The 26,313-nt window shown below is 70.0% G+C and carries 25 protein-coding genes and 1 pseudogene; 19 read left to right on the top strand and 7 right to left on the bottom strand.

Features of this window, described 5'->3' with window-relative positions:
- Window positions 1–18: 18 nt before the first annotated feature.
- From ACV4UX_RS02520 to ACV4UX_RS02505, 4 genes are all read right to left on the bottom strand, one after another.
- Entirely contained in the window at window positions 19–777 is a 759-nt protein-coding gene (locus ACV4UX_RS02520) for a DUF268 domain-containing protein (RefSeq protein WP_491591759.1), read from the bottom strand.
- Window positions 778–781: 4 nt separating this feature from the next.
- Complete coding sequence (locus tag ACV4UX_RS02515) at window positions 782–2,359, bottom strand: Gfo/Idh/MocA family oxidoreductase (protein ID WP_491591758.1); 1,578 nt, start codon at window positions 2,357–2,359, stop codon at window positions 782–784.
- A 53-nt stretch (window positions 2,360–2,412) separates the two neighbouring features.
- On the bottom strand, window positions 2,413–3,597 hold the full coding sequence (locus tag ACV4UX_RS02510) for a hypothetical protein (protein WP_491591757.1): 1,185 nt from the start codon (window positions 3,595–3,597) through the stop codon (window positions 2,413–2,415).
- A 177-nt stretch (window positions 3,598–3,774) separates the two neighbouring features.
- Entirely contained in the window at window positions 3,775–4,752 is a 978-nt protein-coding gene (locus tag ACV4UX_RS02505) for a hypothetical protein (RefSeq protein ID WP_491591756.1), read from the bottom strand.
- Between the two features lie 107 nt (window positions 4,753–4,859).
- Here ACV4UX_RS02505 and ACV4UX_RS02500 point away from each other — a divergent pair, with 107 nt between their 5' ends.
- The 4 genes from ACV4UX_RS02500 (at window position 4,860) to ACV4UX_RS02485 (ending at window position 9,238) form a co-directional block, all read left to right on the top strand.
- Entirely contained in the window at window positions 4,860–5,552 is a 693-nt protein-coding gene (locus ACV4UX_RS02500; RefSeq protein WP_491591755.1) for a class I SAM-dependent methyltransferase, read from the top strand.
- Window positions 5,553–5,556: 4 nt separating this feature from the next.
- The gene (locus tag ACV4UX_RS02495) at window positions 5,557–6,819 is read left to right on the top strand and encodes a glycosyltransferase family 4 protein (protein ID WP_491591754.1); all 1,263 of its coding nucleotides are present in this window, start codon (window positions 5,557–5,559) and stop codon (window positions 6,817–6,819) included.
- A gap of 155 nt (window positions 6,820–6,974) precedes the next feature.
- Window positions 6,975–8,156 carry a glycosyltransferase family 4 protein gene (locus ACV4UX_RS02490; protein ID WP_491591753.1) on the top strand — a complete coding sequence of 394 codons (1,182 nt, stop codon included), beginning with the start codon at window positions 6,975–6,977 and terminating at the stop codon, window positions 8,154–8,156.
- The gene (locus ACV4UX_RS02485) at window positions 8,156–9,238 is read left to right on the top strand and encodes a glycosyltransferase (RefSeq protein ID WP_491591752.1); all 1,083 of its coding nucleotides are present in this window, start codon (window positions 8,156–8,158) and stop codon (window positions 9,236–9,238) included. The genes ACV4UX_RS02490 and ACV4UX_RS02485 overlap by 1 nt, the downstream gene beginning before the upstream one ends.
- A gap of 129 nt (window positions 9,239–9,367) precedes the next feature.
- Here the strand turns inward: ACV4UX_RS02485 and ACV4UX_RS02480 are convergent, their stop codons facing one another.
- From ACV4UX_RS02480 to ACV4UX_RS02470, 3 genes are read right to left on the bottom strand one after another with little or no spacing between them, the layout of a single operon-like run.
- Complete coding sequence (locus ACV4UX_RS02480; RefSeq protein ID WP_491591751.1) at window positions 9,368–10,582, bottom strand: glycosyltransferase; 1,215 nt, start codon at window positions 10,580–10,582, stop codon at window positions 9,368–9,370.
- Between the two features lie 9 nt (window positions 10,583–10,591).
- Window positions 10,592–11,683 (bottom strand): methyltransferase domain-containing protein, encoded by a 1,092-nt coding sequence (locus ACV4UX_RS02475; protein WP_491591750.1) that lies wholly within the window; start codon window positions 11,681–11,683, stop codon window positions 10,592–10,594.
- Window positions 11,673–13,157 carry a hypothetical protein gene (locus ACV4UX_RS02470; RefSeq protein WP_491591749.1) on the bottom strand — a complete coding sequence of 495 codons (1,485 nt, stop codon included), beginning with the start codon at window positions 13,155–13,157 and terminating at the stop codon, window positions 11,673–11,675. Before ACV4UX_RS02470 ends, ACV4UX_RS02475 begins: the two co-directional genes overlap by 11 nt.
- A gap of 135 nt (window positions 13,158–13,292) precedes the next feature.
- On the opposite strand from ACV4UX_RS02470, the gene ACV4UX_RS02465 reads away from it, so the two are divergent.
- The 15 genes and pseudogenes from ACV4UX_RS02465 to ACV4UX_RS02395 all read left to right on the top strand — a co-directional run.
- Complete coding sequence (locus tag ACV4UX_RS02465) at window positions 13,293–14,450, top strand: DegT/DnrJ/EryC1/StrS family aminotransferase (RefSeq protein ID WP_491591748.1); 1,158 nt, start codon at window positions 13,293–13,295, stop codon at window positions 14,448–14,450.
- 7 nt (window positions 14,451–14,457) lie between these two features.
- Window positions 14,458–15,648: an N-acetyl sugar amidotransferase gene (locus ACV4UX_RS02460; RefSeq protein WP_491591747.1), complete on the top strand. Its 1,191-nt coding sequence runs from the start codon at window positions 14,458–14,460 to the stop codon at window positions 15,646–15,648.
- 14 nt (window positions 15,649–15,662) lie between these two features.
- Complete coding sequence (gene hisH / locus ACV4UX_RS02455; protein ID WP_491591746.1) at window positions 15,663–16,280, top strand: imidazole glycerol phosphate synthase subunit HisH; 618 nt, start codon at window positions 15,663–15,665, stop codon at window positions 16,278–16,280.
- On the top strand, window positions 16,280–17,044 hold the full coding sequence (locus tag ACV4UX_RS02450; RefSeq protein ID WP_491591745.1) for an AglZ/HisF2 family acetamidino modification protein: 765 nt from the start codon (window positions 16,280–16,282) through the stop codon (window positions 17,042–17,044). Before hisH ends, ACV4UX_RS02450 begins: the two co-directional genes overlap by 1 nt.
- 13 nt (window positions 17,045–17,057) lie before the next feature.
- Window positions 17,058–18,878: an asparagine synthase (glutamine-hydrolyzing) gene (gene asnB / locus ACV4UX_RS02445; protein ID WP_491591744.1), complete on the top strand. Its 1,821-nt coding sequence runs from the start codon at window positions 17,058–17,060 to the stop codon at window positions 18,876–18,878.
- Between the two features lie 82 nt (window positions 18,879–18,960).
- Complete coding sequence (locus ACV4UX_RS02440; protein WP_491591743.1) at window positions 18,961–19,992, top strand: DUF354 domain-containing protein; 1,032 nt, start codon at window positions 18,961–18,963, stop codon at window positions 19,990–19,992.
- Between the two features lie 761 nt (window positions 19,993–20,753).
- The gene (locus ACV4UX_RS02435) at window positions 20,754–21,164 is read left to right on the top strand and encodes an NADH-quinone oxidoreductase subunit A (RefSeq protein ID WP_173084027.1); all 411 of its coding nucleotides are present in this window, start codon (window positions 20,754–20,756) and stop codon (window positions 21,162–21,164) included.
- On the top strand, window positions 21,134–21,679 hold the full coding sequence (locus ACV4UX_RS02430) for an NADH-quinone oxidoreductase subunit B (protein WP_491591742.1): 546 nt from the start codon (window positions 21,134–21,136) through the stop codon (window positions 21,677–21,679). Before ACV4UX_RS02435 ends, ACV4UX_RS02430 begins: the two co-directional genes overlap by 31 nt.
- A gap of 1 nt (window position 21,680) precedes the next feature.
- The gene (locus ACV4UX_RS02425; protein WP_491591741.1) at window positions 21,681–22,352 is read left to right on the top strand and encodes an NADH-quinone oxidoreductase subunit C; all 672 of its coding nucleotides are present in this window, start codon (window positions 21,681–21,683) and stop codon (window positions 22,350–22,352) included.
- On the top strand, window positions 22,349–23,467 hold the full coding sequence (locus tag ACV4UX_RS02420; protein ID WP_491591740.1) for an NADH-quinone oxidoreductase subunit D: 1,119 nt from the start codon (window positions 22,349–22,351) through the stop codon (window positions 23,465–23,467). The genes ACV4UX_RS02425 and ACV4UX_RS02420 overlap by 4 nt, the downstream gene beginning before the upstream one ends.
- A gap of 15 nt (window positions 23,468–23,482) precedes the next feature.
- On the top strand, window positions 23,483–24,478 hold the full coding sequence (gene nuoH, locus ACV4UX_RS02415; protein ID WP_491591739.1) for an NADH-quinone oxidoreductase subunit NuoH: 996 nt from the start codon (window positions 23,483–23,485) through the stop codon (window positions 24,476–24,478).
- 2 nt (window positions 24,479–24,480) lie between these two features.
- Entirely contained in the window at window positions 24,481–24,921 is a 441-nt protein-coding gene (locus ACV4UX_RS02410; protein ID WP_491591738.1) for a NuoI/complex I 23 kDa subunit family protein, read from the top strand.
- Window positions 24,918–25,448, top strand: a complete 531-nt coding sequence (locus ACV4UX_RS02405; protein ID WP_491591737.1) for an NADH-quinone oxidoreductase subunit J family protein — start codon at window positions 24,918–24,920, stop codon at window positions 25,446–25,448. Before ACV4UX_RS02410 ends, ACV4UX_RS02405 begins: the two co-directional genes overlap by 4 nt.
- A complete protein-coding gene (gene nuoK / locus ACV4UX_RS02400) occupies window positions 25,445–25,771 on the top strand; it encodes an NADH-quinone oxidoreductase subunit NuoK (RefSeq protein WP_173084041.1) in 327 nt (108 codons plus the stop codon). Before ACV4UX_RS02405 ends, nuoK begins: the two co-directional genes overlap by 4 nt.
- A gap of 18 nt (window positions 25,772–25,789) precedes the next feature.
- Window positions 25,790–26,313, top strand: a pseudogene (locus tag ACV4UX_RS02395) (monovalent cation/H+ antiporter subunit D family protein); the annotation flags it as partial.

The raw sequence follows: 26,313 nt of genomic DNA, 5'->3' as shown, positions 1-26,313 counted from the left end.
TCTGATGCGGGCGTATCGTCAGGGTTTCCGGAAGGCGTAGCAGCCGTAGGCGTAGGGCCGCCCCAGGCGGTCGAACTCGTCAAGGGAGCAGATGCGGTCGCCCAGGGCGTAGCGCTCGTCCACGAGGTCGAGCCCCGCGAAGAGCGACCGGGACGACTCGGGCGTTAGCACCCGGTGGGCGTTGTAGACGATCCGGTCCTCGCGCCCAGCCGGGAAGGCCGCCAGCACCAGCCCGCCGGGGCGGACCACCCGGGCCATCTCCCGCGCGGCCCGGGCCATGCCGTGCACGTCCGGGGCGTCGCCGTAGCGGCCCAGGCCAACGTGCTCCAGCACTGAAAGCGAGCTGACGAGCGGGACCGAGCCGTCCCCGAAGGGCAGGGCCAGGATGTCCGCCTTGAGGGCCGTGAAATTCTCCATGCCCCCGTCCACGTTGCGCAGGTCCACGGAAACCACCCGCGCGGCCTGGGCGGCGAAGCCCACGAAGTAGCGCGAGGAGGCCACGTCCGCCATCCACTCGGGGCGTTCGCGCAGCACGTGGGAGAAGGCCCAGGAGTCCTGGTAGATGTAGCGCCCGAAGCGGCCCGAGGACTCGGTGCGCTCTCCCAGGCAGGGACGCTCGGCCGCAAGCGGCGTGCGCAGGCCCGAGGCGGCCAGCTGGCGTCGCAGTTCCCGGGCAGTGGCGAAGTAGTCGCGCCATTCGAGCCAGAGCGCCTTGAGGCAGCGCTCCCTGGCCAGCACGTTCAGCGAGGGCAGGACGTAGCGGTCGATGAGCCCCATGGTTCTACTGCCTGGGCACGAGGCCTTCGGGGCCTTCCTGGTAGGTCTGGCCGCAGTCGGGGCAGGCCAGGGTTTCGTCCAGGCGGCCGCCGCAGGCGCACATCCAGCCGATGCGCCGGGCCGGGTTGCCCACCACCAGGGCGTGGTCGGGCACGTTGCGCGTGACCACCGAGCCCGCGCCCACGAAGGCGTAGCGGCCCACCGTGCGGCCGCAGACCACCGTGCAGTTGGCCCCCAGGGTGGCCCCCTTGCGGATGAGCGTGGAGCGCAGCTCGTGCATGCGCGGGATGTGCGCGCGCGGGTTCATGATGTTGGTGAACACCATGGAGGGGCCGCAGAACACGTCGTCCTCCAGCGTGACGCCCTTGTACACCGAGACGTTGTTCTGGATCTTGCAGCCCGAGCCCACGCGCACGTCCGGCCCGATCACCACGTTCTGGCCCACGTTGCAGCGCTCGCCCACCTCGGAGCCCGAGAGCACGTGGGAGAAGTGCCAGATCTTCACATTTTCGCCCAGCGCCACGCCTTTGTCCACCACGGCTGTCTCGTGCACGAAGACCCCGGCCGGGAAGCGGCCGGGGGTCCCGGCTCCGGGGCGCACGGCCTGCCCGGTGTCCAGGGAGCGCTGCCCCGCGTTGAGGATGCGCAGCACGCGCAGGCCTTCCTCGGAGTCGGTGACGGGACGGCTCCCCGTGGCCAGGCAGTCCAGGAAGTGCTGGCACTCCATGCGCAGGGGCTCGCCCTGCTCCAGGGGCACGCGCTCGGGCTGGGCCTTGGCGGGCACGGGCACGTTGCCCTCCCAGCGGATCTCGTGGGGGAAGAGCAGGAGCTTGTCCTCCCAGGGGAGGGTGTCGTCGAACACGGCCATCTTGCGCTCGCCCACCACCACGAGCTTCTGCTCCTTGAAGGGGTGCAGCCAGGAGACGAAGATGTGCGCCTTGAGCCCGGAGGGGAAGTCCAGATGGGTGGTGGTCACGTCGGCGATGCGCCGGTGGAGGTAGTTGCCGCCCGTGGCGAAGACGCTCTCGGGCTCCTCCCCGGCCAGGGCCAGGATCATGGAGATGTCGTGGGGCGCGAAAGACCACAGGATGTTCTCTTCCCGGCGGATCTTGCCCAGGTTCAGGCGGTGGGAATAGATGTAGTTGATCTTGCCCAAAGCCCCGGAGCGCACCAGGTCGGCCAGGGCGTTGAAGGCCGGGTGGTAGCGCAGGAGATGCCCCACCATGAGCGTGAGCCCCTGGGCGTCGGCCAGCTCGGCCAGCTCGCGGCCCGAGGCCTCGTCCAGGGCCAGGGGCTTTTCCACGAAGAGGTGCTTGCCCGCCAGGAGCAGCTCCTTGGCCACGGGGTGGTGCGTCTCGGCCGGCGAGGCGATGACGGCGGCGTCGATGTCGGGGTCGCGCAGGAGTTCGTTGAGGGCCATGCAGGTGCGCACGCCGGGATACTGCCTGCGCACTGCCTCCAGGCTTGCCTCGTCGCGGTCGCACACTGCGGCCAGCACGCCCAGGGCCGCGAAGTTGCGCACGAGGTTTCGGCCCCAGTAGCCGGAGCCGACGACGGCCACGCGCGGTTTTGTCGGATTCATGGGATGTATTCCTTCTGCGCCGGGGCCGCGTCCAGGGCGGCTGTTCCGGGCGGTTAGCGTTCGATCTGCCGGACGAACCAGCGGCAGAAGCGTTCCATGCCAGCGGGCGAGACCGTGTCGCGGTAGGCCTCCTGCCCCCTGCGCGCCAGGGCGACGCGGGCCTTGTCGTCGCCCAGCAGGCCCAGCACCACGTCTTCCAGGTCGCTGAAGTCCCAGCGGTAGGGGGCGTAGGTCTCGTGGGGCACGAAGATGTCGGGCCAGGTCTCCATGTGGGAGATGTCCGGGCGCACCAGGGCCGCGCCCAGGATCATGGTTTCGTATTCCTTCACGTTGAGCTCGCCCCAGCCGAAGGGGCCGAAGCTCAGCTTGGAGCCTGCCAGCTGGCGGCGGTATTCCGCGATGCCCGGCAGCCCGGGCAGCCAGTTGAAGGCCTTGTGGCGCAAAAAGGGGAAATGCTTGCGATAGCCCGCCACGGGGAGCTGGCCGCGCACCGAGCCCGTGAGTTCCGGCCGGGCCTTGAGCAGGGCGTCCAGGCGTTCGATGAGGGTCTTGCGATCGAAGGAGACGCTCGCGCGCCCCATGTCGGCGGTGGTGCGCAGGAAAAAATCCTGGGGACGGGGCGACGCGGGGTCCACGAAGGGCGCGGCGTAGCGCGGGGGCAGGAGGTCCGGGAGCTGCCTGCGCAGGGAGCTGTAGCGCGTGAAGCCGTTGAACACGTCGCCCATGCCGATGTTCCAGGAGAGGTGCACTTTGGGCCAGTCGGCTTCGTCCAGGGGATGGAACTGCTCGAAGGGGGCTGCGTCCTCCACGCCGAAGACGCGGTGGTAGTAGTCGGAATAGATGCGCCCGCCCACGAAGGGCTTCTTGTAGAGCGCGCGGTCCTTGAGCAGCTGCTTCTTGAGGTAGAGGTCCACATGGGGCAGGAGCTCGAAGTGCGTGACCCCCGTGCTGTCGGAAAGGTCGAACCAGACGAGCTTGGATGCCCGCCTGCGGCACTCGCCCAGGAAACGGATCAGCCTGCCTTCGGGCTCGAAGAAGGCGGCGCGCTCCCCGGCCAGGTCCATGACGGGCTTGGAGACCAGGCAGAGGATGTCGCTTTCCAGCCCGGCGGGCGAGGCGTCGTGGCGGAAGCGCACGTCGTGGCCCAGCTCGCGCAGGCGGCGGCGGTTGTGGCGCACCGGGGTGGCCAGGTAGTCGGAGATTTTGTCCTTGGCTGTGAGGAAGACGACCCGTTTCACGGGAGGACTCCAGGGCGGGCCGGTCCGCCGCTCTTGCCGGCCCCTGCGGGACCTGGGATGTGTCGCCGGGACGTGGAGCGGTCCTGGCGCTTGGCGCGTGCCTGGTCCGGCGGTTTCCGGACCCCCCGGTCCTTAGTGAGAATCGCCTTGTGCGTCAAGGAAGTCGCCCGGTTGCCTTCAGCGGATGAAGCGCCGCAGGGGGGAGCGGTCCATGGCCCGGAGGATGGCGGCCGTGCCCAGCACGGTGCAGGCGAAGAGCGCCAGGAGCTGCGGGTTGGAGGGCGCGGCCGCGGCCTGGGGCGAGGTCAGTGCCGCCAGGGCCATGTGCGCCACGCTCTGGGGGATCTTGTGCACGGCGAAGACGCCCAGGCTCAGACGCGAGAGCGTCTCCACCGCGCGCTGGCGGGGGAGATCCCAGGAGAGCGCAAAACCCATGAGCGCCAGAGCCCCGCAGATGTTGGAGTAGCGGCAGTAGGTGCGCACCTCCAGGCCGTGGACCGCGATCAGCCAGGACTCCAGGCAGGCGAAGGCGAACCAGGCCAGGGCGAAGGCGCGTCTGTGGCGGGCCAGTTCCTTGGCGTGAAAGGCCGCCGGCACGTAGAGCACGAAGAATTCAAGCCCGATGTAGCTGTTGATGCCGTAGGCCTGCTCCAGGGCCACGAAACCCGTCGCGAACCCGGCGATGGCCCAGCCGACCCTTGCGCGCCAGACCGGGCTCAGGCGCGCATAGCCCTCAGCCAGCGCGGTGAGCGCCAGGAGATCGACCAGGAAGTAGAAGACCGAGCCCCCCACATAGGGAAGACCCGGCCCGCCCTGGAGCACGTACGAGAAGGTCAGCGGCGCGAGTTCTCCGGTGAAGGCCCAGGACGTCAACCACTGCGCGCCCGCCCAGAACAGGTAAAGCCCGGCCAGGCGCGCCATGCGCCGGCCGAAGGAGCCCGGCTTCGCCTCGCGGCCCTGAAGATAGAGATAGAGCGACACCAGAAGGAACGTGGGCACGGCCAGGGTGGTCACATGGAAATAGAAGAAGCCGAAACACGCCCTCGCCAGGAAGGGGGCCTGGGCGTCCAGCAGCCAGGGCCTGGCGTGCCACACCACCACGAACGTTATGAGAAGCGCCTTGAGCCAGTCCAGGGATGCCCGCCGTTCAGCCATGGCCCACGGCCTAACCCATCGCACCGGGCGAGGCAAGGCGCGCCGTTTGACCAGCCCCCGGACTTTGGCCTAAGCTGGAGCACACCTTCGGAGAACCAGGAGCCCCCGTGAAACGTGCCGTCGAAACCCGCTTCGACCAGCGCCTGGCCGCCCAGGCCAAAGCCGCCTACCGCTTCGACGCCGCGAGCCTGGGCCACAAGGACCGCGCCATCGCCGCTTTCCTGCGCGCCCTCTCCCTGCCCGGCAAACGTTGCCTGGACGTGGGACCCGGCACCGGACGCTGGCTGTCCTTCCTCCAGGCCGAGGGCGCGGGGCCCCTGTGCGCCGCCGACATCTCCGCCGAGGCCCTGGCCCTGGCCGCGCCCCTGTGCGAGAAGGTCCAGAAGCTCGACCTGGAGCGCGACGCGCTGGACTTCCCCGACGCCTCCTTCGACCTCTGCGTCTCCTTCGAGGTGCTCGAACACCTGGCCGACCCGGACAACTACATGCGCGAACTGCGGCGCGTCACGCGCCCGGGCGGGACCCTCCTCCTGAGCGTGCCCAACGTGGTCTCCTTCATCTCCCGGGTGCGCGTGGCCCTGGGCGGGCTGCCCCCGGCCATCAGCCAGGACCCCACCCACCTGCGCCACTACCGCCGCAAGGACATCGCCGCCCTGCTGGCCCGCCACGGCCTCTCGGCGCGCTTCATCCCCACCTCCTTCTCGCTCAACCCCCTCGACCCCAAATGCCGCGTGCGCGTGCCCCCCTGCGCCCTGCTGGCCGGGTTCGACGACAGCCTCGTCTTCCACGCCGCGGTCTAGGCCCATGCCCGGCGCGCACCGCCCCGTGAACGTGCTGGTGGCCAGCTCCAAGTTTCCGCCCGAGTACGCGGGCTCGGCCCTGCGCGCCCACGCCACCTACCGCCGCCTCGCCGCCTCCGGGGCCGCCGACTACGAAGTGCTCACGAGTTCCGTCACCCACAACGAGTGCCTCGCCTACGTCCACGAGGGCTCGCGCGTGACGCGCATCGCCCGCAAGGTGAGCGGCCTGCATCAGGGCGACCCCGGCGAGGACCGCCCCGTCTCCCGCGCCCGCTACCTCTTCAACGTGGCCGCCTCCCGCGCCGACTACCTCCTGGAGGCCACGGCCGTCTGGCGCTGGCTCGCGCCCAGGAGCGCGCGCTTCGACGTGTTCCACGTCTTCGGCAACAACCACGTCACGGCGGCGGCGCTCACCTGGGCCAAGCTCAAGGACAAGCCCTGCCTGGTGGAACTGGTGAACCTGGCCGACGACCCGCGCCAGTACGAGCCCTGGATCGTCTCCCGGCTGCTGGGGCCGGGCTTCCCCCGACGCTCGCTCATGGTGTGCATCTCGCCCTTGCTGGCCGACGTATGCCGCCGCCACGGCATCCCCGAGGAGCGCATCTGGTGCCGCCCCAACCCCGTGGACGAGGCGCGCCACCGTTTCGACCTCTCCGACCGTGACGCGCTGCGCCAACGCGCCTGGCCCGGCATGGCTCCGGGGGACGCGCTGCTGGTCTACGTGGCCAAGTTCCGCAAGCTCAAGAACCAGCGTTTCCTGTTGGACGTGCTGGCCAGGCTGCCGGAGCGCTTCCGGCTGCTCCTGGCCGGGCCGCTGGTGGAGACGGGGCCGCTGGCCCAACGCCAGCAGGCCTATTTCAGGGAGATCGAACGCGACGCGGCCGCCATGGGCCTTGCGCACCGCGTGAGCCTGCGCCCGGGCTTCGTGGAGCGCCCGGAGGACCTCTACCGCGCCGCCGACGCCTACCTGATGCCCAGCACCTACGAGGCCCTGGGCACCCCGGTGCTGGAGGCCCTGGCCTGCGGCACGCCCTGCGTGACCAACTCCATCCCCGGCGTGTTCGACCGCTGGGTGCGAGACGGCGTGAACGGCTTCGTGCGGCCCCTGGAGCCCGAGGCCTGGGCGCGCTGCGTTCAGGACTGCCTGGCGTTCACCCCCGAGGCGCGCGGAAGGGCCTCCCGGGACATCCTGGACCAGGCCGCCACGCGGGTGATCGACGCCCAGTACGTGGAGCGGCTGCGCGAAGCGGCAGGGATGTCCGGCTAGTCCCGCGACACGGCCCGGGCCCCGCGCCCGCGCAAAGCCCCCGGGCGACCAACTGGTCTGGACCGCCGCAGACACCCAGGCCCCGCGCCCGCGCGAAGCCCCCGCGATTTACACCCCGCCGGGGCTGTGCCATAAGCCCGCCCCAGGCAAGCACCGTGAAAATCGCCCAACTCTGCCACCACTTCGCCGACAGCCTGGGCGGCCTGGAAGTCTGCGTGCACAACGTCTCGCAGCGCCTGGCCCTGGCCGGGCACCACGTCAGCCTCTACTGCTGCGGCCCGGGCCGCCTGCCCTTCCGTCCGCCCTACCGCCTGCGCGCCTTTCCCCGGCTCTACAAGGTCCGCCAGACCTACCCCCTGAGCAAGTGGGCCGTCTGCGCCTTCGTGGCCGCCGAGCAGCTGCGCCTGCGCTACGACGTCTGGCAGGTCAACGGCGGCTACCCCTACGGGGCCTACCTCTCCGGGCTCTTCGCCCGCCTGGGCGTGCCCGCCGTGCTGCGCTGCTCCGGCGAGGACATCCAGGCAGAGCCCGACATCGGCTACGGCTACCGCCTGGACCCCGCCCTGGCCCGGCTCATCGAGCGGGGATACCCCCGCTACGACGCCCTGGTGGCCATCAGCGAGACCGTGGCCCGCGAATACCTGGCCCTGGGCGCGCCCGGGGAGCGCATTGCGCGCATCCCAAACGGCGTGGACGTGGAGCGCCTGGGCGCGCCGCGCGACAGCCAGGCCGTGCGCGCCGCCCACGGCATCCCGGGGGACGCCAAGGTGCTCCTTACCGTGGGGCGCAACCACCCCAAGAAGAACTACCGGATCATTCCCGGGCTTCTGGACGGGCTCCTGGACGCCGGACACGACGCATGGTGGGTGGTGGCAGGACGCGGCGTCTCGACCCTGGACGCCTCCGCACTGGCCCCGGAGCGCCGCCGCAGGCTGGTGCTCGTTGAGGAGCTGGGCGCGCCGTCCAGGGACTTCTCCCTGCCCCCCGACGCCCTGCTCGATCTCTACAAGGCCGCCGACGCCTTCGTGATGACCTCGCTCCTGGAAACCTTCGGCATCGTGCTCCTGGAAGCCCTGGCCGCCGGGCTGCCCCTGGTCTGCTTCGACGCCCCGGGCGTGCGCGACGTGGCCCGCCCCGGCGTGGCCCGCGTCTGCCCGCTGGGCGACGAGGCGGCCATGGCCCGCGCCCTGCGCGAGACCCTCGGCGCGCCCGACGCCCCCGAGGCGTTGCGCGCGCGCCTCGACTTCGCCAGGGACCACTCCTGGGACCGCGTGGCCCGGGACTACGCCGCGCTCTACGCCTCCCTGGCCCGGGGCGCGCGGGAGAAAACGACCTGATGGCCCGCAAGATCCTCTTCTTCATCCCTTCCCTGGACATCGGCGGGGCCGAGCGGGTGTTCACCGTGCTCCTGCCCCGCCTGGACCGCGCGCGCATAGACCCCCTGCTGGCCCTCACCGTGCGCCGAGGCCCCCTGCGCGACGCCCTGCCCCCGGACTTCCCCGTGGTGGAGATGGGCTGCAAGAACCACGCGACCGCCCCCCCGGCCATGATCCGCCTGATCCGCCGCGTGCGCCCCCACGCCGTGATGGCCACCCACAGCCACCTGAACCTGCTCCTGGGCCTGTGCAAGCCCTTCCTGCCCCGGGGCACGCGGCTCATCGGGCGCGAAACCTCGCTCTTGAGCCATTCCCACCAGGAGCTGCGCTTCCCCGGGCTCTTCGACGCCCTCACGCGCCGGGTCTACCCGGTCCTGGACCTGATGGTCTGCCAGTCCCTGGACATGAAGGACGAGTTCGTGCGCGACTACGGCCTGGACCCGACGCGCATGCGCGTGCTGCCCAACCCCGTAGACGTGGACGGCGTGGCCCGCGCCGGGCGCGAGGCGGTCCCCGGACTGCCCGGCGAACCCTTCGTCACGGCCGCCGGACGCTTCGCCCTACAGAAGCGCTTCGACCTGCTCCTCAAGGCCTACGCCCTGCTGCCGCGCGACTTCCCCCGCCTGGCGCTCCTGGGCGACGGCCCCCTGCGCCCTTCCCTGGAGGCCCTGGCCCGCGATCTCGGCATCGCCCACCGCGTGGACATGCCCGGCTTCGCGGCCAACCCCCACGCCTTCATGGCCCGCGCCCGGGCCGTGGCCCTCTCTTCCTCCTACGACCCCTTCCCCAACGCCCTCCTGGAGGCCGGGGCCTGCGGCGCGCCCGTGGCGGCCTTCCGCTGTCCGGGCGGCGTGCGCGAGATCGTGGAGGAGGGCGTGACGGGCTTCACCGCCGCCCCGGGAGATCCCGAGGCCCTGGCCCGCGCCCTGCTCCGGGCCGTGGAACACCCCTTCGACCGCGAGGCCGTGCGCGAAAGCGTGCGGGCTCGCTTCGACGTGTCGGCCGTGGTCCCGGCCTACGAGCGGGTGCTTCTGGAAGAGTGAGGAAAGGTCGGCGAGGCGTGTCCGGGTTCACCGGGCTGACGATCCCCAGTGCGGGGCGTCCGGACGCTGCGGGGCGAACGATACGCGAAACTGGGCCGACGGCGGAGGGCCGGCGGCGGAAAGATCGGGTCAGCGCGGGGCGTCAGGGTCCCCGGCTTCGGCGCGCAGCCGGTCGTAGAGCGCCTCGAGATGCCGCTCCCGGTCCTCGAGCCGCAGGTGGTCCACGGCGTGGCGGCGCGCGGCCCGGCCCAGGGAGCGCCTCAGTTCCGCCGAGGTGAGCACCCGGGCCAGGGCGTCGGCCAGGGCGTCCACGTCCCACTCGCGCACCAGGAGCCCGGTGCGCTCCGTCTCCACCACGCTGGGGATGCCCGCGTGGCAGGTGGAGACCACGGGCAGCCCCGAGGCCATGCCCTCGATGAGCGCTCCGGGGATGCCCTCCTGCACGTTGTCGGGGGTGGTCACGCTGGTGTGGCAGAGCACGTCGGCCTGGCGGAACTCCTCCATGAAGGCCCCGGAGGCGTACTCCAGCATGCCCAGCATGGTCACGCGGTCCTCCAGGCCGTTTCGCGCCACGAAGTCCCGGATATCTCCCGCCAGCTCGCCGTCGCCCAGGATGCGCAGGCGGAAATCGGGACCGCCCGAGGCCGCGAGCTTCGCCAGCGCCTTGAGCAGGAAGAGATGCCCCTTGTAGGGCTGGAGCGAGGAGACCGTGAGGAGCACCGGGGCCTCGCGGACGGGGCGCTCGAAGTCCTCGGGCAGGAGGAAGCGGTCCACGTCGGTGCCGTAGTAGTGCACCACGATCTTCTCTGGAGGACACCCCGCTTCCAGGAGCAGTCGCTCCATGTCCCGGCTCATGGCCAGCACCCGCGTGGCGTGCCGGAACACCGTGGCCCGCAGGAACCGGCCGCCGTAGCCCCAGAGCATGCGCGGGAACGAGCTGCAGTCGTAGCCGTAGAAGGAGGCCACGCTGGGCAGGCCCGAGCGGCGCATCACCTGGGCGTACATGCCCGCGTCGGTGCCGTAGTGGAAGTGGAGCATTGTGGCGTTGCTGGCGCGCAGGAACTCCAGGGCGCGGTCCACGTCGCGGCGGCCGATGCGGAAGAACCGCCGGAAAAGCTGCTCCTCCAGCCAGGTGTGGCCTGGGCTCAGGTCCAGGCAGGGGAAGCCTTCCAGGTCGAAGGCGGCGAAGCCGCCGTCGTCGCGCCGGGAGAGTTCCCGGAAGGCCAGCACGGGGCGGTAGCGCCGGTGGCTCTCCACCTGGTTCTTGATGAAGCTGGCCCGGAAATGGGTGGACTTGCGCACGAAGTGCGCCACCACGGGCCTGGGGTCGTCCGCCTGGATCATGGGAGAGCCCTACCGCCAGCGGCGACGCCCCGAGCGCCCCTGGCCGTAGTTGACGCCGGGGGTGCGCTCCTGGGGGACGCGCCGGGCGGCCATGCCGAAGCCGTTGTGGTTGTCCCAGTGGGTGAGGGCCGCCGGTCCGTAGCCGTTCTCGAAGAACCAGCAGGCCAGTTCCGTGGGCGTGTGGCGTCGGGCGTGGCGGGGGGTGATGGAATCGTAGACGCTCACGAAGAACTCGTCGCGGCTGCGCTTCTGGTAGTCGCCCGCCAGCCTGAGGGCCGGGGCCGCCAGGGCCGTGAAGGCCGCCACGGCGCGGCGCTGCCAGCGCTCGGGCAGGCGGCTGACCACCAGGCGCAGGGCCTCGGTGACCGCGTTGTAGGCGAAGGGCAGGGGCTCCAGGGTCCAGCGGTAGAGGAAGACGTAGAGCAGGCCGCCGGGCCGGGCCAGGGCGGCGATGCGCCGGAAGGCCTCGCGGGTGTCCGGGGTGTGGTGGAGCACGCCGCTCGAATAGACCAGATCGAAGGCGTCGGGGGCCAGGGGCGGGGCCAGCACGCTGCCGCGCACGAAGTGCACGTCGGGCGACTGCCTGCGCGCCTCGGCCGCGAAGAGCGACTCGGAGTAGTCGAGCCCCACGGTCACCGCGCCCAGGGAGGCGAAGCCCCCGGTGAGCAGGCCGTGGCCGCATCCGGCGTCCAGCACGGTCTTGCCCGGGAAGAAGGCCTCGTCCACGCCGGCCTCCAGGAGGGCCATGGAGAGCCGCTCCGTGGTGAGCCAGCCCCACGTGCGCGTGACGCCGCGATCGAAGAACTCGCGCCACTCGCCCGAGAAGGAGAAGCCTTCGCCCGGGGCGCTCAGGCAGGCCCGGCAGGCTTCGCGGTCCGCCCCTTCAAGGGAGGCGCGCTCCAGAAGCTCCGGGGGCACGCTGCCCGGGAGCATCACCGGCACGCCCGCCAGCACGGGATAGAAGCGTCTGGCCCCGGCGGAGCGCAGCAGGCCGAAGGCCACGTCGCCGGGTTCCCTGTCGCGGGAGTGCTCCACGGGCAGCAGGTCCAGGGTCGAGCCGTCCTCGGGACAGCGCAGGAAGGCAAGCAGCTCAGGACGCACGGCGCCCTCCTTGGGGCGCATCGCCCTCCGGCGCGCGGGGGACGGTGCGGAAATACAGATAGAGGAAGGCCGTGCAGAACAGCAGGAAAGCCCCCTGCACGGCGTAGTCCGGGGTCTGCATGTAGTAGCCGGTGCTGTCGGTGAAGCGCGGCCAGAACACGGGATTGACCTCGCCGGAGACGGTGGTGTCCACGTTGTAGTTGATGCGGTACCACACCTTGGAGAGCAGCAGGCCCAGCAGGGTGAGGCCCGCCAGGAACCACCGCCCCGGACGCAGCCCCTCCAGAGCCAGCACGGCCAGAAGCGCCAGGAACGGCAGGATGACGATGCACTGGCGCGTGAGCGGGTTGACGGCCTGGAAGCCCAGGAGCGTCACGGCCAGGGCCATGCCCCAGCCCAGGCGGGCCACGCCCGCCCCGGCGCGCAGGGGCATGCACAGCGCGACCAGCCACACCGGCCCCAGGTAGAGCGTGTGGGCCACCAGGAACTCCAGGGGCCTGCGCGAGCCGTGCAGGAGGACCTCCCGCGCGTAGTTCTTGAGCGCCCCGCCCGTCCCCGGAGCGTACCGGGCCATCAGGAACAGGCACGCCCCTCCCAGGGCCAGTAGCAGGGCGGCCCGGCGCATCTCCCGGCCCGAGCGCGAGGCGTCCAGGAGCCCCGGCGCCCCCCAGACGGCCAGCAGCAGGCAGCCCAGATAGGCAAACGACAGCGCGAAGGTCAGCGGGAGGATCGTGTAGAACACCTGCTCGATCCCCTCGATATTGAGGGGCCACGCGTTCAGCGTCGCCGCGCCCAGGCCCGCCAGGGCGGCCGCGCCCCCCAGCCAGGGCCGGGCTTCCCCTCCGGAGAGATCCCGCCGGGGGAAGAGGAGCAGGCACGCCCCCGCCAGAAGCAGCACCGGCCAGACGAAAAGGCCCGCCGCCGAGACAAGCGCCAGCGTCCAGCGTCGCCCGGACACGTAGGCCCAGAGCATGAACGTGGCGAAGGCCAGGCCGTGGGTGTCCGTGAGCGTGGGATAGTAGAAGGAGAACTTGAGCACCGCGTAGTTGACGAACAGGAACACGAACCCCGTCCAGCGCCCCCGCAGGCCGATGCCCAGGGTGTTGGCGACGCCGTTCCAGGCCAGGGCCATCAGGGCGTAGAGCGCGATGTTCACCGCCTGGAACGCCGCGATCACGCCCGGCACGGTCATGGCCGCGCCTGCGGCCTTCATGGCCAGGAAGACAAGCGCGCTGGGCAGGTAGCGGAAATAGCTCACCGGATAGGGCGTCGCGCCCGTGGCCAGGAATTCGTCGAAGCGCAGGGCCAGGTGGGCGTAGACCCCGCCGTCCCAGCCCAGGCCGTTGTTCACGTAGATGCGCTCCGAGAAAGCCGCCAGGAGCGCTCCGGCCGCCACCACCAGGGCCGCCTGGAGCCACATGTGGACGCCGGGACGCCGGAACAGATCCTCCAGGGACGCACGATCGGTTCGCATGGGCCGGTCTTTGACCTCATAGCCCCCGCCGTGTCAATGAGCGCCGGGCCCGTCCCTTCCGGGAGCACTTGACCGGGGCCGCGCGCCGGGCTTAGATGTGCGCGCGCCGCACGCGCCCAAAAGGAAGCTCCCGCCATGATCCCCTTCGTCGACCTCAAAGAACAGTTCCGGCGTCTCGAAGCCCGCATCCGCGAGCGCATGGACGCCGTCCTGGCCCACGGCAAATACATCTCCGGCCCCGAAGTGGCCGAACTGGAAGAAAAACTGGCCGCCTACGTCGGGACCAAGGCCTGCGTGGGCGTTGCCTCGGGCACAGACGCCCTGCTTCTGCCCCTCATGGCCCTGGGCGTGGGACCCGGCGACGCCGTGTTCACCACCCCCTTCACCTTCATCGCCACCGCCGAGGTGGTGAGCCTGCTCGGGGCCACGCCGGTCTTCGTGGACATCGACCCGCGCACCTTCAACATCGACCCCGACGCCCTGGAGCGCGCCGTCACGGCCCTCAAGACCGGCGACGCCAAGGCCCACCCCCTGCCCGCGCAGGCCCGGGAAGGGCTCACGCCCAAGGCCGTCATCGCCGTGGACCTCTTCGGCCTGCCCGCCGACTACCCGCGCCTCAACGCCGTGGCCAAGGCCCACGGCCTGACCGTCATCGAGGACGCGGCCCAGGGCCTGGGCGGCGAGCTGGACGGGCGCAAGGCCTGCTCCCTGGCCCACGTGGGGGCCACTAGCTTCTTCCCGGCCAAGCCCCTTGGCTGCTACGGCGACGGCGGCGCAGTGTTCACCGACGACGCGGAACTGGCCAGGGTCTTCAAGTCCCTGCGCGTGCACGGCGCGGGCTCGGACAAGTACGACAACGTGCGCATCGGCGTGAACGCGAGGCTCGACACCCTCCAGGCCGCCATCCTGCTGGCCAAGCTGGAGGCCTTCCCCGCCGAGGTGGAACTGCGCCAGGCCGCGGCCGCCCGCTACGACGCGGGCCTGGCCGGAACCGGCGTGACCGTCCCCTGCATCCCCAAGGGGTACAGGAGCGCATGGGCCCAGTACACCGTCCTCACGGAGCGCCGCGAGGCCCTGCAGGCCGCCCTGAAGGAAGCGGGCGCGCCCACGGCCGTCTACTACCCGCGCCCCCTGCACCTCCAGACGGCGTTTGCCCGCCTGGGCCACAAGCCGGGCGACTTCCCCGTCTCCGAAAAGGCCAGCGCCCAGGTGCTCAGCCTGCCCATGGGGCCGTATCTCACGCCGGAAGACCAGGACATCGTCTGCGCCGCCGTGCGCAAGGCCGCGAGCTGAGGCCCCGTTGAGCGCCGCTGCCGCCCCCGCCGCCGTCCCTGTCCCCTCCGCCGCTCCGGTCTCCCCGGAGGGGCTCAGGGTCTGTTCCCGCTGCGTCTACGACACCACCATCCCCGAAATCGTCTTCGACGACGAGGGGGTCTGCCAGTTCTGCCGCATCCACGAGGAAATGGAGCGCCAGTACCCCGCCGGACCCGAGGCCCGGCGACGCCTGGAGCAGCTGGTGGAGCGCGTGAAGGCCCAGGGCAAGGGCAAGGACTACGACTGCATCGTGGGCGTCTCCGGCGGCGTGGACAGCACCTACACCCTCTACCAGGCCGTGAAGCTGGGGCTGCGCCCCCTGGCCGTGCACTTCGACAACGGCTGGAACTCCGAAGTGGCGGTGCGCAACATCGAGAACTCGGTGAGCCGCCTCAACGTGGACCTGCACACCCACGTGGTGGACTGGGAAGACTTCAAGAAGCTGCAGATCTCCTTCCTCAAGGCCTCGGTCTCGGACGCGGAGATTCCCACGGACATGGCCATCCACGCCGTGCTCCACCAGATGGCCGACGCCGAGGGCGTGAAGCACATCCTCATCGGCCACTCCTTCCGCACCGAGGGCATCGTCCCCAAGACCTGGACCTACTTCGAAGGCTCCTACATCCGCAGCGTGCACAAGCGCTTCTCGGGCTCGTCGCGCACGAGCGTGCCCGTGCTCTCCCTGCCCGGGCTCTTCTACTACATGGCCCTCAAGCGCATCAAAGTCTCCCCGCTGCTCAACTACTTCGACTACGACAAGAAGAAGGCCGGGGAGCTCCTCGCCCGCGAGGTGGGCTGGGAAGACTACGGCGGACACCACCACGAGTCGCTCTACACCAAGTTCTTCCAGTCCTACCTGCTGCCCTTCAAGTTCGGCATCGACAAGCGCAAGCTCTCCTTCTCCGCGCGCATCCGCTCCGGGACCATGGAGCGCGCCGAGGCCCTGCGCATCCTGCGCGAGGAGCCCTACCCGCTGAACATGGACATCGTGGAGTACACCATGGAGAAGCTGGGGCTCTCCATGGCCGACTTCGAGGCCATCATGGCCGCGCCGCGCCGCTCCTTCCAGGACTATCCCACGCTCTACCCCTGCATGCGCGCCCTGAAGACGCCCATCACCCTGGGCTTCAAGCTGGGGCTGGTGCCCAAAATCCTGTACTACAAGTACATCTACTAGCCCCGGAACGCGCCATGGTGGTCATCGTCAACTACGGACTCGGCAACCTGCGCTCGGTGCTCATGAAGTTCCACCGGCTCAAGATCGAGGCCCGCATCAGCGACTCCCCCGAGGACGTGGCCCGGGCCGACAAGCTCGTGCTGCCGGGCGTGGGCTCCTTCGGCGCGGGCATGAAGAACCTGCGCGAGCGCGGCCTCGTGGAGGCCCTGCGCCACGCCGTGCTGGCCCGCGGCGTCCCCATCCTGGGCATCTGCCTGGGCATGCAGCTCTTCACCGAACGCAGCGAGGAAGGCGAAGGACCGGGCCTGGGCTTCATCCAGGGCGCGACGCGGCGCTTCGACTTCTCCCGGGCCCCCGAGAAGCTGCGCATCCCGCACATCGGCTGGAACAAGGTGGAGCGCCGGGGCGACTCCGTGCTCTTCACGGACATCGACCCCGCCCTGCGCTACTACTTCGTGCACTCCTACGCCGTCTTCCCCGACCGCCCCGCCGACGTGGCCGCCTGGTGCGACTACGGGCAGCGCTTCGCCGCCGCCGTGGAGCAGGGCAACGTGCGCGGCGTGCAGTTCCACCCCGAAAAGAGCCACCATCACGGACTGCAGATGCTCAAGAACTTCGCGGAGCGCGCCTGATGCTCCTTGCGCGCGTCATCCCCGTGCTGCTGCTCTCCGGGCGCGGCCTCGTCAAGGGCGAGCGCTTCTCCGGTCACCGCTACCTGGGCGACCCCATCAACACCGTGAAAATCTTCGACGCCAAGGAAGTGGACGAGCTGATCATCTTAGACATCGACGCCACCCGCGAACACCGCCTGCCCCCCCTGGAACTGGTGCAGCAGGTGGCCGACCAGTGCCTCATGCCCTTCGGCGTGGGCGGCGGCATCCGGAGCGTCGAGGACGCCCGGCGCATCCTGGAGGCCGGTGCCGAGAAGGTCTGCCTGAACACCCACGCCCTGGAAAACCCGGACCTCGTCTCCGCCATCGCCCGCGACTTCGGCTGCCAGTCGGTGTGCGTGAGCCTGGACGTGAAGAAGAACTGGTTCGGCAAGCCCGAGGTGCGCACGCGCTGCGGCTCCAAGGCCGTTTCCAAAGACCCCGTGGAGACCGCGCGGCGCATGGAACAGGCGGGCGCGGGCGAGATCATGGTCCATTCCGTGGACCGCGACGGCACCATGCAGGGCTACGACATCCCCCTGATCCAGAGCGTGGCCCGCGCCGTGGAGATCCCCGTCATCGCGGCCGGAGGGGCGGGCTCCACCCAGGACCTCAGGCAGGCCCTCGCGGAAGGCGGAGCCTCGGCCGCAGCCGCCGGGGCCATGTTCGTCTTCCACGGCAGACGCCGCGCCGTGCTCGTCAGCTACCCCTCCAAAGAGGAGCTGCGGGAGATCAGGGGCGAATGAGCCGGACAAGACCATGTGCGGCATAAGCGGCGCGTTCAACCCCCGCGGGCTGCCCCCGGAGCACGCGGACCTGGTGGCCCGCTTCGGCCAGGCCATGCGCCATCGCGGCCCCGACGACGAAGGCCTGTTCTCCGACGGCGTCTGCGCCCTGGGACACCGCCGCCTGGCCATCATCGACCTCTCCCGCGACGGCCGCCAGCCCTTCGCATCCCCCGACGGCCGCCATCAGATGGTCTTCAACGGGGAAATCTTCAACTACATCGAGCTGCGCCAGGAGCTGGCCGCCCTGGGCCGGACCTTCCGCACCCGCACCGACTCCGAGGTGCTCCTGGCCGCCTTCCTCCACTGGGGGCCGGACTGCCTGCACCGCCTGAACGGCATGTTCGCCTTCGCCGTCTACGACAGCCGGGACAAGTCGCTCTTCCTGGCCCGCGACCGCATGGGCGTGAAGCCCCTCTACTACGCGGTCCAGGACGGCACGCTCTTCTTCGCCTCCGAGACCAAGGCCCTCCTGGAAGTCCCCGGCCTCTCCCGGAGCGTGGACCAGCAGGCCCTCTTCGACTTCCTGGTCTTCAACCGCACCGACGTGCACGACGAAACGTTCCTGGAGTCCGTCCGGCGCATCCCCAAGGGCTGCCGCGCCACGGCCGACGCCTCGGGATTGCGCGCGGACGCCTGGTGGGACCCGCGCGACTTCCTGGACAAGGGGACCGAGACCGACCCGGAGCGCGCCGCCCGCGCCGTGGAGGAGCTCTTCGTCTCGGCGGCCCGGCTCAGGATGCGCTCCGACGTGCCCGTGGGCTCGTGCCTCTCGGGCGGGCTGGACTCCTCGGTGCTCACGGGCGTGCTCTTCGAGCGCCTGGACGCCCCCCGGGGCTACCCCTGCTTCACGGCCGCCTACCCGGGCCACCCCGTGGACGAGACCGGCTTCGTGGACGCCCTCAACCGGCGCTTCCCCTTCAGGAGCCTGCGCGCCTTCCCCACCGGGGCCAAGGCCCTGGCCGACCTCCACGACTTCGTGCGCGCCAACGACGAGCCCACCACCGGCCCCTCCTTCTACGCCCAGTACGAGGTGATGCGCCTGGCCCGCCAGCACGGCGTCACCGTGCTCCTGGACGGCCAGGGCGGCGACGAGAGTTTCGCGGGCTATCAGTATTTCCACGGCTTCAACCTCTACGGACTGCTCAGACGCCTGAAGCTCGGCCGCTTCACCCGGGAGCTGTGGCACGTGCTCACGCGCCGCCAGCACCTCTCCGCCGTGCAGACCCTGGCCTTCCAGGCCCTGCCCGGCCCCGTGCGCAAGGCCCTCCTCCACAAGGCCAGCCCCCTGGTGGACCGGGGCTTCTTCGAAGCCCACATCGAGAAGAGCCGCATCTACCGGGAATTCTTCGCGGTCAACGGCCTCAACGAGAGCCTCTGCGCCCACTTCCGCTTCAAGCTCGAACACCTCCTGCGCATGGAGGACCGCAACTCCATGGCCTTCTCCCTGGAGGCCCGCGTGCCTTACCTGGACTACCGTCTGGTGGAATACTGCCTGGGCCTGCCCGAGGAGCTGAAGATCGACCGGGGCGAGACCAAGCTCCTTCAGAAGCGCGCCCTGGGCCGCTACACCATCCCGGAGATCCTGGGCCGCAAGGACAAGCTGGGCTTCGCCACCCCGGCCGAACAGTGGATGGCCGAGCCCGGCTGGCGCGACCTCACGGCACGCAGCTTCGAGGATGTCCGCCGCCTCTTCCCCGGCGTGATCGACCCCATGGCCCAGCCCCCCTCCGGGGCCGAGGCCGCCTGGAAGACCTGCCAACTGGCCGCCTGGCGCGGCATCTTCGCGCCGTGACCGCCGCCCCGGCCCCCGGCGCGCGCCCGCGAAGCCTGGCCGTGACCCTCATCCGGCCAGCAACGCCCCACGGGAGCGCCCCATGAACATCCTGGTGGACCTGGGCCACCCCGGGCACGTGCACTTTTTCAGGAACCCCGCCGTCATCTGGCGGGAGCGCGGCCACCGGGTGCTCTACACCTCCCGCGACATGCCCATCGTGGCCCGGCTCCTGGCCGCCCAGGGCGACGCGGCCCGGGTGATCGGGCGCAGGCGGCCCGGCGCGGCGGGGCTGGCCCTGGAGCTGGCCCGGCGCACCCTGGCCCTGGCCCCGCTGCTCGTGCGGGAGCGGGTGGACGTGTGCGCGGCCATCGGCGGCGCGCTCACGGCCCCGGCCGCCCGGCTGGCCGGAAGGCCCTGCGTGGTCTTCGACGACACGGACACCGCAGGCCTGGAGAACCGCGTGAGCCACCCCCTGGCCAGCGTGATCGCCACGCCCCAAGGCTACCCGCGCGACCTGGGCCCCAAGCAGGTGCGCTACCCGGGCCTGCACGAACTCTCCTACATGCACCCGGCCCGCTTCGCGCCCGATCCGGCCGCGCCCGCCCGCTACGGGCTCGACCCCGGCGCGGGCTACGCGGTGGTGCGCTTCTCCTCCTGGGAGGCCGGGCACGACCTCAAGGCCCGCACGGCCAGCCTGGAGACCAAGCTCGAACTCGTGCGCCTGCTTCAGGGGCGCGGCCGCGTGCTCGTGGTGCCCGAGGGCAACCCGCCCGAAGAACTGCGCCCCCTGGCCCCGGCCATCGCGCCCGAGGACTTCCACCACATCCTGGCGTTCGCGCGCCACGTGGTCACGGAGGGGGCCACCACGGCCTCGGAAGCCTGCATCCTGGGCGTGCCCTCGCTCTACATGAACCCCTCGCGCCCCTTCTACATCTTCGAGCTGGCCCGCGCAGGGCTCCTGGACGCGGGCATGCCCGGCCGGGACGACCTCCCCGCCCTGCTCCGCGCCCAGTTGGAACGCTTCGCCGACCCGGCCACGGGCAAGGAAATGGCCCGGGCCTTCACGGCCGGACGCGCCGACGTGGCCCTCTTCGCCGCCGACCTGGTGCAGGGCGCGGCGCGGCGCGCCTGACGCGCGGCGTCGGCTCCCTGAGACAAGCGCGAGCGGATCTTCGCGTGCGCGCCGCCTCCCCGCGCGCACGGGGAGCCCCACCACCTTGCCGAAGACGCAGTAGCCCCAGCCTGCGCCTCCCCGCGCGCACGGGGAGCCCTCCGGACGCCTGGGAGCCTGCCCAGGTCGAGCATGCGCCTCCCCGCGCGCACGGGGAGCCCGCTTTGCAGTGCCCGCGTCCCGGCGAGCCCCCCCCGGCACGCTCCCGAGCGCCCCTCGGCCAAGCCTGCCATAGCGATTTTTCTCAGCCCTTCCGCGTCACGCCCATTGGATCATCCCGACACAGCCCGCGCCCTCACGTCCCGGACCGGAGCCTTCCGAGAGAGCCCCCGGGCGTTCGCCCGGGCGGATTTCGCCCAGCGCCTGCCTTGCCTCCCGGCACTGTTTCAGTCTGTCCGGGGGGTGTGTCAAAACGGAAGGTTGCGATAAAATGTGAATTTCTTGTTGCATAACCCATGGTCCTGGTGCATGCTTCCATTTAATACCTGCTGAGAAGACAAAGCGCCCCTGCTCCGGAGCCCGTCGCGTTCTCCCACGCGACGCACCCGGCGGACGCTTGCCCATATCTCTTTCACGGATTGTAAGGCGTTTGGAAGCGAACCGGACCGGCAAGCGTGCTCTTGCCGTGTGGAATCGTGTTGCCTGAATCCTGCTCTGGATTATGATCATCCGTTTGCAGGCCACTGCCTCCGCAACGGGATGCAGCAAAGGAGCGATGCGCCGTGACGCAACAGGAAACCCTGGACCTTCTCTACATCGCAGCCTTCTTTCTCGGAGGCGTCGGCTTTGCGCTGGGGCCGTTCGTGGTGGCCCACCTGCTGGCCCCGCGTTCCACGCGCAACACCGTGGGCCGCACGCTCCAGCTGGTGGAGTGCGGCATTCCCCCCATCGGAGACGCCTGGATACGCTTCGGCGCGGTGTACTATCTCTACGCCCTCATGTTCGTGGCCTTCGCGGTGGACGTGCTGTTCCTCTTCCCCGTGGCCCTGGTCTACAACAAACCCGGACTCGTGGGCGACCTGCAGGCCTTCGTCGAAATGTTCCTCTTCGTGGGCATCCTCTCGCTGGTCATCGTCTACGCATGGAAAAAGGGAGTGTTCCGGTGGCAACGCAAGACGTTCTCCAATCGGTAGTCCAATTCTCCCGGCTCGACCGGCTGCTGGACCTCTGCCGGGCCAACTCGCTGTGGCCCATGACCTTCGGCCTGGCCTGCTGCGCCATCGAAATGATGGCCACCGGGGCCTCGCGCTTCGATCTGGCGCGCTTCGGTGCCGAGGTCTTCCGGCCCTCGCCGCGCCAGAGCGACGTGATGATCGTCTCGGGCACCATCAACCGCAAGATGGCCCCGGCCGTGCAGACCCTCTACGACCAGATGCCCGAGCCCAAATGGGTGATCGCCATGGGCAACTGCGCCATCTCCGGCGGCCCCTTCGTGTTCAAGGGCCAGTACGCCGTGGTGGAGGGGGCCTCCAAGCTCTTCCCCGTGGACGTGGTGATCCCCGGCTGCCCGCCCAGGCCCGAGGCCCTCATCGAGGGCATCCTCAAGCTGGAGGAGAAGCTCACCGGCACGCGCCGCTGGCCCCGCGTCACCCCCGAATCGGCCTGGAAGACCGCCGCGCCCCAGGCCACCGAGCAGGAGAGCGCCTGACATGGACACCGCCCAGCTCGAACAACGCCTCGCCGCCCTGCCCGGCGCGAAGATCGCCCGGAAGGACCACGCCCGCCAGGGAGTCCACCTGGAGGCGGCCCTGACCCCGGAAACCCTGGTGGAGGCCGTGGAGATCATGGATTGCGCGGGCTACTTCCTGGAAACCGTCACCGGCATCGACTGGCTGGGCGAGCAGGAGGCCCTGCGCAAGGAGATCCTGGCCGCGCGCGAGGCCAAAGCCAAGGCCCGGGCCAAGGCCGCCGCCGAGAAGGCCAAGGCCGCCAAGGAGGCCCATGACGCCGCGGTGGAGGCCGCCCAGGCCGCAGGAGAGACGCCCCCGCCCGCGCCCGAGCCGGAACCCGAGCCCCAGGCGGCCCCCGAACCGGAGCTCCCCGTGCTGGAGGACTCCATGGAGGCCGTCTACGACTTCAACCGCTACCCCGGCGCGGACGGCTGCCGCCAGGGGCTGCACCGCGTGGCCCTGCGCGTGCGCGTGCCGCGCTCCAACCCGGAAGTGCCCACCATCCAGCACATCTACCCCGTGGCCCACTGGCACGAGCGCGAAACCCATGATTTCTTCGGCATCCGCTTCGCCGGACACGGCTACCTGATCCCCCTGCTCCTGCCCGAGGACGCCGACTACCACCCGCTTCGCAAGGATTACGGCGCATGAACCAACTGGCCCAGAGCCCCGGCGACGAGCGCTTCGTCCTGAACCTGGGGCCGCAGCACCCCGCCACCCACGGCGTGCTGCGCGTGAAGCTCGTCATGGACGGGGAGTACATCGTCGAGGCAGAGCCCGTGCTGGGCTACATCCACCGCATGCACGAGAAAATGGGCGAGAACCGCTCCTGGGCCCAGTTTCTCCCCAACACCGGGCGCATGGACTACCTCCACGCCCTGGCCTACAACCTGAACCACTGCTGCCTGGTGGAGCGCGCCCTGGGCATCGAAGCGCCCGAGCGCGCCGAGTACCTCCGGGTGATCATGACGGAGCTGAACCGCATCTCCAGCCATCTGCTCTGGTTCGGAGCCTTCGTGCTGGACCTGGGCGGCTTCTCCCCCCTGCTCTACGCCTTCGACGACCGCGAGCAGATCCTCGACCTTCTGGAGACCGCCACCGGCTCGCGCCTCACCTACTGCTACTTCCGCTTCGGCGGCCTCTACAACGACGTGGACGAGAACTTCGTGCCCGGCGCGCGCGCCTTCGTGGCGCGCATGCGCGAACGCATGCCCATGTACCACGCGCTGGTCACCAAGAACATCATCCTGGTGAAGCGGCTGAAGGACATCGGCTTCGTGGACGCCGAAATGTGCCGCAAGTACGGGGCCACCGGCCCCGTGGCCCGAGGCGCGGGGCTGGCCTACGACGTGCGCCGCCACGAGCCCTACTCCGTCTACGACCGCTTCGATTTCGACGTGCCCGTCTACCACGAGGCCGACTCCATGGCCCGCTACATGGTGCGCATGGACGAAATCATCGAAAGCCTGCGCATCATCGAACAGGCCCTGGACGGCCTCCCGGAAGGGCCGGTGATGGCCCCCAAGGTGCCCAAATCCGTGAAGCCCCCCAAGGGCGACTACGTGCACGCCGTGGAGACCGCCCGGGGGCTTTTGAGCTTCCGCGCCGTGAGCGACGGCTCCGCCACGCCCTGGCGGCTCAAGCTGCGCACGCCCTGCTTCTCCAACCTGCTGGTCTTCGGCGAGGCCTGCCGGGGCATGCTCCTGCCCGACGCCCTGGCCCTGATGGGAAGCCTGGACCTTGTGATCCCGGACATCGACCGCTGAGCATGAGGACGCGCCATGACCATGCCTGATCCGGAACTGTTGCGCCTGGGCGCCTACCTGCTGGGCTTCATCGGCTTCATCGCGTTCAACGCCGCCTATCTGGTCTGGCTGGAGCGCAAGGAGGCCGGACACATCCAGCGCCGCATCGGCCCCAAGGAAGTGGGGCCCTACGGCCTCTTCCAGCCCGTGGCCGACGGCCTCAAGCTCATGAGCAAGCAGCTCCTGGTCCCCGAAGGGGCCGACCGCTTCCTCTTCCGCGTGGCCCCCGTGCTGGTGATGACCCCGGCCGTCATGAGCTTCGTGACCATCCCCTACTCCGACAGCCTGGCCGCCAGGAACCTGGACCTGGGCCTGCTGGCCGTGTTCGCCTTCGCCTCGGTGAACGTGCTGGGGCTCTTGCTGGGCGCGTGGGGCTCGCGCAACAAGTACGCCGTGATCTCGGCGGCGCGCGTGGTCTCCCAGAACGTGGCCTACGAGATCCCCATGCTCGTGGTGGTGGTCACCGTGGTGATGATCACGGGAACGCTCAACCTCCACGAAGTGGCCATGGCCCAGGCCGGGGGCTTCTGGCACTGGAACGTGCTGCGCCTCTCGGCCAGCCCGCTCATGCCCGTGGCCTTCCTGATCTTCTTCACCTGCATGCTGGCCGAGACCAACCGCGCCCCCTTCGACATGGCCGAGGCCGAGTCCGAGCTGATCGCCGGGGCCTTCACCGAATACCCGGGCATGGGCTTCGGCGTGTTCTTCATGGGCGAGTACGCCAACATCGTGGTGGGCGCGAGCCTGGCCACCGTGCTCTTCCTGGGCGGGTGGGGCTGCCCCTTCGGGCTCTTCCCGGGGCTGCACTGGTTCCTCATCAAGCTCTACGCGATCATCTTCACCGTGATCTGGATCCGCTGGACCTTCCCGCGCACCACCTTCTACGGACTGCTCAACCTCTCCTGGCAGGTGCTCATCCCCTTGTCCTTCGCCAACCTGATCCTCACTAGCGCCCTACTCAAGGTGTGGTAGCCATGAACGCCTACTTCAGGGACATCGCCCTCGGCCTGTGGAGCCTCCTGGCAGGCATGGCCATCACCATCCGGTACTTCTTCCAGCCCGTGGTCACGCTCCAGTACCCCCACGAGGCCGTGCCCATGACCCCGCGCTACCGGGGACACATCGACCTGGTGTTCGACGAACGCACCGGAACCAACAAGTGCATCGTCTGCAACGCCTGCCAGAAGGCCTGTCCCTCGGGCTGCATCTCCCTGGACGGCGAGAAGCGCGAGGGCCAGAAGCAGAAGTCCCTCACCCGCTACGAACTCGACTTCACCAAGTGCAGCCTCTGCGGCCTCTGCGTGGAGGCCTGCCCCACCGAGGCCCTCATGTTCTCCAAGGATTACAACCTCGCCGCCTTCGACGAGGACGACTGCCGCTTCGACCTCATCAAGCGTCTGGAGGAGCGCCCATGACCACCCCCGGCTCCGCGCAGGACGCCCTCGCGGGCGTTCTCTTCCTGGTGTTCGCCCTGGCCGCGCTCTTCGGCGCGGGCGTGGCGGTGGGCGCGCGCAGGCTGGTGCGCGCCGTCGCGGGCCTGGCCCTCAGCTTCCTGGGGGTGGCCGGGCTCTACTACTTCCTTTCCAGCCCGTTTGTGGCCTTCATGCAGGTGCTCATCTACATCGGGGCCGTGTGCGTGACCATCGTCTTCGCCGTGATGCTGGCCGACACCTCCGAAGCCGCTTCGGAGTCCCCCAAGGGCAAACTCCTCACGCTCACGGGGGCCGTTTGCAGCGCGGGCGTGGCGGCGGCGCTGCTCTTCGCGGCCTCCACGGCCCAGTGGCACCATCAGCCGGCACAACCCGCGCCGGGGACTCTCGAGCGCGTGGGCGTGTCGCTTCTCACCACCTATTCCATGAGCTTCGAGCTGATCTCCGTGGTCCTGCTCGTGGCCATGCTCGGCTCGCTGGTCCTGGCGCGCCGGGGGAGGGACAGGCAATGAACCTCCTTGGCCTGAGCCAGCACCTGGAGACCTACCTGGTCCTGGGGGCGCTGCTCTTCGCCTTCGGGCTCTACGGCATGGCCCTGCGCCGCACCTTCATCGGCATGCTCATCTCCTCGGAGCTGATCCTCTGCGGCGCGAGCGTGAACTTCATGGCCTTCGGCCGCTTCGTGGCCCCGGACCAGACCACCGGCCAGATCGTGGCGCTCTTCGTCATGGCCATCGCGGCGGCCGAGGCGGCCATCGCGCTCTCCATCATCATCGCCGTCTACCGGGACTTCCGCTCCATCGAGACGGACGCCCCGGCGGACCTCAAGGGCTAGGGGGTAGGAGGGATGTCCATGGAAATCGTCGAATCCGCCCGGCCCCTTTACGCCATCCTGGCCGCCCTGACGGGGGCCATGCTCGTGATGGTCTCCGGGCGCAGGCCCGACGTGCGCGAGGGCTGGTCCTGCCTGGCCTCGCTGGTGATGTTCGCCGTCATCGCCTCCATGGTCCCGGACGTGGCCCCCGCGCCCGTGGGCCGGGGCGTCACCCTGCACCAGACCCTCTTCTCCATCCTGCCCGGCGTCTCCGTGAGCTTCCGGGCGGACGCCTTCTCCATGGTCTTCGCCCTGGTGGCCTCGTTCCTCTGGATCATCGCCGTGTTCTACTCGGCCGGGTACATGAGGGGCCTCAAGGAACACGCCCAGACGCGCTTCAACACCTGCTTCGCCCTGGCGCTCTTCGGGGCCATGGGCGTGGCCTTCGCCGACAACCTCTTCACCCTCTACCTCTTCTACGAGATCGTGAGCGTGTGCACCTACCCCCTGGTGGCCCACCACCAGGACGAGGAGAGCTACACCGGCGCGAGAAAGTACATCGT

It is taken from the genome of Fundidesulfovibrio sp., from assembly GCF_058402725.1.
The sequence above is the reverse complement of the archived record's forward strand: the minus strand, read 5'-3'. Positions and strand labels throughout refer to the sequence as shown.

Excerpts from the sequence above, each read along its gene's own strand:
- ACV4UX_RS02520 (WP_491591759.1), bottom strand. The coding sequence starts at position 777 with ATGGGGCTCATCGACCGCTACGTCCTGCCCTCGCTGAACGTGCTGGCC.
- ACV4UX_RS02515 (WP_491591758.1), bottom strand. The coding sequence starts at position 2,359 with ATGAATCCGACAAAACCGCGCGTGGCCGTCGTCGGCTCCGGCTACTGG.
- ACV4UX_RS02505 (WP_491591756.1), bottom strand. The coding sequence starts at position 4,752 with ATGGCTGAACGGCGGGCATCCCTGGACTGGCTCAAGGCGCTTCTCATA.
- ACV4UX_RS02495 (WP_491591754.1), top strand. The coding sequence starts at position 5,557 with ATGCCCGGCGCGCACCGCCCCGTGAACGTGCTGGTGGCCAGCTCCAAG.
- ACV4UX_RS02485 (WP_491591752.1), top strand. The coding sequence starts at position 8,156 with ATGGCCCGCAAGATCCTCTTCTTCATCCCTTCCCTGGACATCGGCGGG.
- ACV4UX_RS02480 (WP_491591751.1), bottom strand. The coding sequence starts at position 10,582 with ATGATCCAGGCGGACGACCCCAGGCCCGTGGTGGCGCACTTCGTGCGC.
- ACV4UX_RS02470 (WP_491591749.1), bottom strand. The coding sequence starts at position 13,157 with ATGCGAACCGATCGTGCGTCCCTGGAGGATCTGTTCCGGCGTCCCGGC.
- ACV4UX_RS02465 (WP_491591748.1), top strand. The coding sequence starts at position 13,293 with ATGATCCCCTTCGTCGACCTCAAAGAACAGTTCCGGCGTCTCGAAGCC.
- hisH (WP_491591746.1), top strand. The coding sequence starts at position 15,663 with ATGGTGGTCATCGTCAACTACGGACTCGGCAACCTGCGCTCGGTGCTC.
- ACV4UX_RS02450 (WP_491591745.1), top strand. The coding sequence starts at position 16,280 with ATGCTCCTTGCGCGCGTCATCCCCGTGCTGCTGCTCTCCGGGCGCGGC.
- asnB (WP_491591744.1), top strand. The coding sequence starts at position 17,058 with ATGTGCGGCATAAGCGGCGCGTTCAACCCCCGCGGGCTGCCCCCGGAG.
- ACV4UX_RS02440 (WP_491591743.1), top strand. The coding sequence starts at position 18,961 with ATGAACATCCTGGTGGACCTGGGCCACCCCGGGCACGTGCACTTTTTC.
- ACV4UX_RS02425 (WP_491591741.1), top strand. The coding sequence starts at position 21,681 with ATGGACACCGCCCAGCTCGAACAACGCCTCGCCGCCCTGCCCGGCGCG.
- ACV4UX_RS02420 (WP_491591740.1), top strand. The coding sequence starts at position 22,349 with ATGAACCAACTGGCCCAGAGCCCCGGCGACGAGCGCTTCGTCCTGAAC.
- nuoH (WP_491591739.1), top strand. The coding sequence starts at position 23,483 with ATGACCATGCCTGATCCGGAACTGTTGCGCCTGGGCGCCTACCTGCTG.
- ACV4UX_RS02410 (WP_491591738.1), top strand. The coding sequence starts at position 24,481 with ATGAACGCCTACTTCAGGGACATCGCCCTCGGCCTGTGGAGCCTCCTG.
- ACV4UX_RS02405 (WP_491591737.1), top strand. The coding sequence starts at position 24,918 with ATGACCACCCCCGGCTCCGCGCAGGACGCCCTCGCGGGCGTTCTCTTC.
- nuoK (WP_173084041.1), top strand. The coding sequence starts at position 25,445 with ATGAACCTCCTTGGCCTGAGCCAGCACCTGGAGACCTACCTGGTCCTG.